We start from the raw sequence: 4,888 nt of genomic DNA on the forward strand, positions 1-4,888 counted from the left end.
CAACTGTCTTGCTCAACTTCTGAAAGTTGACGCGATTCCTGTGGGAGCGGGCTTGCCCCGCGAAGCAGGCAATTCGGCGTATGGCACCGGCTTCGCCGGTGTTCGCGGGACAAGCCCGCTCCCACAAAACTTCATGTTTTTGTCACCGTTCCACAGCCAAACGGTAAACCACTAGCGCCAGTCTGAAACTCCCGCACTCGATCAGGGAGACAGACAATGACTCGTGACTTCGATGGCTCTTACCAACCCAGCGCCAAAACTCGCAAGCAGCAGGAAAAGGATCAGCGTCGCATGGAGTATCGCCGTGCGATCGAAAGCTACTGCGACCAACGCCAACTGCTGCGCGAACTGGCTGATTACCCCGAGTTGCAAGAACTCACGGTGTGGCAGGCGTCGGCGGCAACTTCCCCGAAAAACGTTCAACAATCGCGCTGATCAGCGCACGTTCGCTGCGGATGAACGCCAGAAATGCCAAGGCTACCGGCGATTGCCGCTTGGCTTTCGACTGCACAACGCACCAGCTGCGGTACAACGGCAGTTCCTCCACCGGCAACTCCTGGAGCATGCCTGTAGCCAGCTCCATGTTCACTGCATGGCGGGTCAGCAAGGCGATGCCCAGCCCTGCAATCACGCATTCGCGCTGGGCGTCGGCCGAGGCGACTTCCAGTGTCTGGGTAAAGTGCACGCGCTTGTCCTTGAAGTACTCCTCGCAGGCCTTGCGGGTGCCCGAACCCTGTTCACGGACCAGCAAGGTATGAGGCTCCAGGTCCTGCAGGCGCAGATTGTCGAGCTTGCCCAACGGGTGGTCCGGTGGCGCCACGGCGACGATCGGGTTGTTGAGGAATGGCAGAAACTCCAGGCCCATGTCCTGCGGCACCATGGACATGATGATCAGGTCGTCGCGGTTGTCCGAGAGACGCCGAATCGCCTGGGCACGGTTGACCACGGTCAGGGTCAGGTTGACCTCCGGGTGACGTTGCTTGAAGGCGGCGAACAGGTGTGGCACGAAGTACTTGGCGCTGGATTCGATGGCCAGTTTCAACTGACCTTGCAATGAGCCCTGCATGTCCGACAACTGCATGTCGAGGCTATCCAGGCGCCCGAAGATGTCCCGGCTGGCCCGCTGAAGCGCTTCGGCCGCTTCGGTCAGGTACAGCTTCTTGCCCACGTACTCGAACAGCGGCTGGCCGACCAGTTCTTCGAGCTGGCGAATCTGTAGACTAACGGCGGGTTGTGTCAGTGCCATTTCTTCCGCGGCGCGGCTGTAGGACCGTAAATCACACACCTCGTTAAAGATCTGCAATTGACGCAATGTCATACGCATCAGGGACTTACGCATTTTTTTCCAGGCTCCGGCAAAACCTTGTTACTCAACTATAAGCCTTTGCTAATACTGCCCCTAACAAATATTGATTTTTGTTTATCGACCTACAGCGCTAGGGTGAATGTGCGACTGGCCAGCAACATCTGGTCACGCGCCGACCGGTAGAACCGGCTCGTCTGTTCCTACGGCTTTGGGAAGACTCCAGTGATAAAAAAAATCCTGATCGCCAACCGGGGTGAAATCGCAGTTCGGATCGTGCGTGCCTGCGCCGAGATGGGCATTCGCTCTGTCGCGATCTATTCCGACGCCGACCGTCACGCCTTGCACGTCAAGCGCGCCGACGAGGCCTACAGCATTGGTGCCGAGCCTCTCGAGGGTTACCTGAACCCGCGCAAGCTGGTCAACCTTGCTGTGGAAACCGGCTGTGATGCCCTGCACCCGGGTTACGGTTTCCTATCGGAAAATGCTGAGCTGGCAGAGATCTGCGCCGAGCGCGGGATCAAGTTCATCGGCCCGGCCGCCGACGTCATTCGCCGCATGGGCGACAAGACCGAAGCGCGTCGCACCATGATCCAGGCCGGTGTACCGGTGACTCCGGGCACCGAAGGCAACGTTGCCGACATCCATGAAGCCCTGAGCGAAGGCGAGCGCATCGGTTACCCGGTGATGCTCAAGGCCACCTCTGGCGGTGGCGGTCGCGGCATTCGCCGCTGCAACAGCCGCGAAGAGCTGGAGCAGAACTTCCCACGGGTCATTTCCGAGGCTACCAAGGCCTTCGGCTCGGCCGAAGTGTTCCTGGAAAAGTGCATCGTCAACCCCAAGCACATCGAGGCGCAGATCCTCGGTGACAGCTTCGGCAACGTGGTGCACCTGTTCGAGCGCGACTGCTCGATCCAGCGCCGTAACCAGAAGCTTGTCGAAATTGCCCCGAGCCCACAGCTTACCCCCGAACAGCGCGCCTACATCGGCGACCTGGCGGTGCGCGCCGCCAAGGCGGTGAACTACGAGAACGCCGGTACCGTGGAGTTCCTGCTCGCCGATGGCGAGGTGTACTTCATGGAGATGAACACCCGGGTGCAGGTGGAGCACACCATCACCGAAGAAATCACCGGTATCGACATCGTCCGCGAGCAGATCCGTATTGCCTCGGGCCTGCCGCTGTCGGTCAAGCAGGAAGACATCCACCACCGCGGTTACGCGTTGCAGTTCCGTATCAACGCCGAAGACCCGAAGAACAACTTCCTGCCGAGCTTCGGCAAGATCACCCGTTACTACGCCCCCGGCGGCCCGGGCGTGCGTACCGACACGGCGATCTACACCGGTTACACCATTCCGCCGTTCTACGACTCCATGTGCCTGAAACTGGTGGTGTGGGCGTTGACCTGGGAAGAAGCCATGGACCGCGGCCTGCGGGCCCTGGACGACATGCGCGTGCAAGGGGTGAAGACCACCGCCGCGTACTACCAGGAAATCCTGCGCAATCCGGAGTTCCGTAGCGGCCAGTTCAATACCAGCTTCGTCGAAAGCCACCCTGAACTGACCAACTACTCGATCAAGCGCAAACCCGAAGAGCTGGCCCTGGCCATCGCCGCCGCCATCGCCGCCCACGCAGGCCTGTGAGGAACCTTATAATGTCCAAGAAAATTCACGTAACCGACACGATCCTGCGCGACGCCCACCAGTCCCTGCTGGCCACCCGCATGCGTACCGAAGACATGCTGCCGATCTGCGACAAGCTCGACAAGGTCGGCTACTGGTCGCTGGAAGTCTGGGGCGGCGCCACCTTCGACGCCTGCGTGCGCTTCCTCAAGGAAGACCCGTGGGAGCGCCTGCGCAAACTGCGCAATGCACTGCCCAACACCCGCCTGCAGATGCTCCTGCGCGGGCAGAACCTGCTGGGCTACCGCCACTACAGCGATGACGTGGTCAAGGCCTTCGTCGCCAAGGCTGCAGTCAACGGCATCGACGTGTTCCGCATCTTCGACGCCATGAACGACGTGCGTAACCTGCGTGTGGCCATCGAAGCGGTCAAGGCTGCCGGCAAGCATGCCCAGGGTACCATCGCCTACACCGTCAGCCCCGTGCACACCATCGACGCCTTTGTAGCTCAGGCCAAGCAGATGGAAGCCATGGGTTGCGATTCGATCGCGATCAAGGACATGGCCGGCCTGTTGACTCCGTTCGCTACCGGCGAGCTGGTCAGGGCGCTGAAAGCCGAGCAGTCGCTGCCGGTGTTCATCCATTCCCACGACACCGCCGGCCTGGCCGCCATGTGCCAGCTCAAGGCTGTGGAAAATGGTGCCGACCACATCGACACCGCCATCTCCAGCTTCGCCTGGGGCACCAGCCACCCGGGCACCGAGTCGATGGTCGCCGCGCTCAAGGGCAGCGAGTTCGACACCGGCCTGGACCTGGAGCTGCTGCAGGAAATCGGTCTGTACTTCTACGCCGTGCGCAAGAAGTACCACCAGTTCGAGAGCGAGTTCACCTCCGTGGATACCCGCGTGCAGGTCAACCAGGTACCGGGCGGGATGATTTCCAACCTGGCCAACCAGCTCAAGGAGCAGGGCGCCCTCAACCGCATGAACGAAGTGCTGGCCGAGATCCCACGGGTTCGCGAAGACCTCGGCTTCCCGCCGCTGGTGACCCCGACCTCGCAGATCGTCGGCACCCAGGCGTTCTTCAACGTGCTCGCCGGCGAGCGCTACAAGACCATCACCAACGAGGTGAAGCTGTACCTGCAAGGCGGTTACGGCAAGGCGCCAGGTGTTGTCAGTGAGCAACTGCGCCGTCAGGCCATCGGCAGCGAAGAAGTGATCGACGTACGCCCGGCCGACCTGCTCAAGCCAGAAATGGCCAAGCTGCGTGCCGACATCGGTGCCCTGGCCCGTTGCGAAGAAGACGTCCTGACCTTCGCCATGTTCCCGGACATTGGCCGCAAGTTCCTCGAAGAACGCGAAGCCGGCACCCTGACCCCTGAAGCCCTGCTGCCGATCCCGGAAGCCGGCGCTGTCGCAGCCCATGGTGGCGAAGGCGTACCTACCGAGTTCGTGATCGACGTGCACGGCGAAACCTACCGCGTCGACATTACCGGCGTGGGCGTGAAGGCCGAAGGCAAGCGTCACTTCTACCTGTCGATCGACGGCATGCCGGAAGAAGTGGTGTTCGAGCCGCTCAACGAGTTCGTCGGTGGCGGTGGCGGCAGCAAGCGCAAGCAGGCCAGCGCCCCGGGCCACGTCAGCACCAACATGCCGGGCAACATCGTCGATGTGCTGGTCAAGGAAGGCGACATGGTCAAGGCCGGCCAGGCCGTGCTGATCACCGAAGCGATGAAGATGGAAACCGAAGTGCAGGCGGCCATCGCCGGCAAGGTCGTGGCCATCCACGTGGCCAAGGGCGATCGCGTGACGCCGGGTGAAATCCTGATCGAGATCGAAGGCTGACAGAAGCCTTCATCTACAAGCGGTTTACCTCTGGGGAGCGGATGCTCCCCTTTTTTTGTGCTGGTTTTACTGGCCCTATCGCCGGCAAGCCGGCTCCTACAGGTACCTGTGGGAGCCGGCT

The 4,888-nt window shown here is 61.3% G+C and carries 4 protein-coding genes; 3 read left to right on the forward strand and 1 reads right to left on the reverse strand.

All coding sequences use genetic code 11. From position 1 onward, the window contains the following. The first annotated feature begins 216 nt into the window (after nt 1-216). A complete protein-coding gene (locus PMI38_RS26755) occupies nt 217-435 on the forward strand; it encodes a PA3496 family putative envelope integrity protein (protein ID WP_008098220.1) in 219 nt (72 codons plus the stop codon). On the opposite strand, the gene PMI38_RS20740 is transcribed toward PMI38_RS26755, so the two are convergent. Further along, a complete protein-coding gene (locus tag PMI38_RS20740; protein ID WP_008098222.1) occupies nt 377-1,339 on the reverse strand; it encodes a LysR family transcriptional regulator in 963 nt (320 codons plus the stop codon). The two genes, PMI38_RS26755 and PMI38_RS20740, sit on opposite strands and share 59 nt — an antisense overlap. A 189-nt stretch (nt 1,340-1,528) precedes the next feature. Here PMI38_RS20740 and PMI38_RS20745 point away from each other — a divergent pair, with 189 nt between their 5' ends. After that, nucleotides 1,529-2,944, forward strand: coding sequence for an acetyl-CoA carboxylase biotin carboxylase subunit (locus tag PMI38_RS20745; protein ID WP_008098223.1), 1,416 nt, complete (start codon nt 1,529-1,531; stop codon nt 2,942-2,944). Nucleotides 2,945-2,955: 11 nt separating this feature from the next. Continuing rightward, nucleotides 2,956-4,767, forward strand: a complete 1,812-nt coding sequence (gene oadA / locus PMI38_RS20750) for a sodium-extruding oxaloacetate decarboxylase subunit alpha (RefSeq protein WP_008098225.1) — start codon at nt 2,956-2,958, stop codon at nt 4,765-4,767. The last annotated feature ends 121 nt before the right edge of the window (nt 4,768-4,888 follow it).

Source organism: Pseudomonas sp. GM84 (assembly GCF_000282535.1).
Classification (GTDB): Bacteria; Pseudomonadota; Gammaproteobacteria; order Pseudomonadales; family Pseudomonadaceae; genus Aquipseudomonas.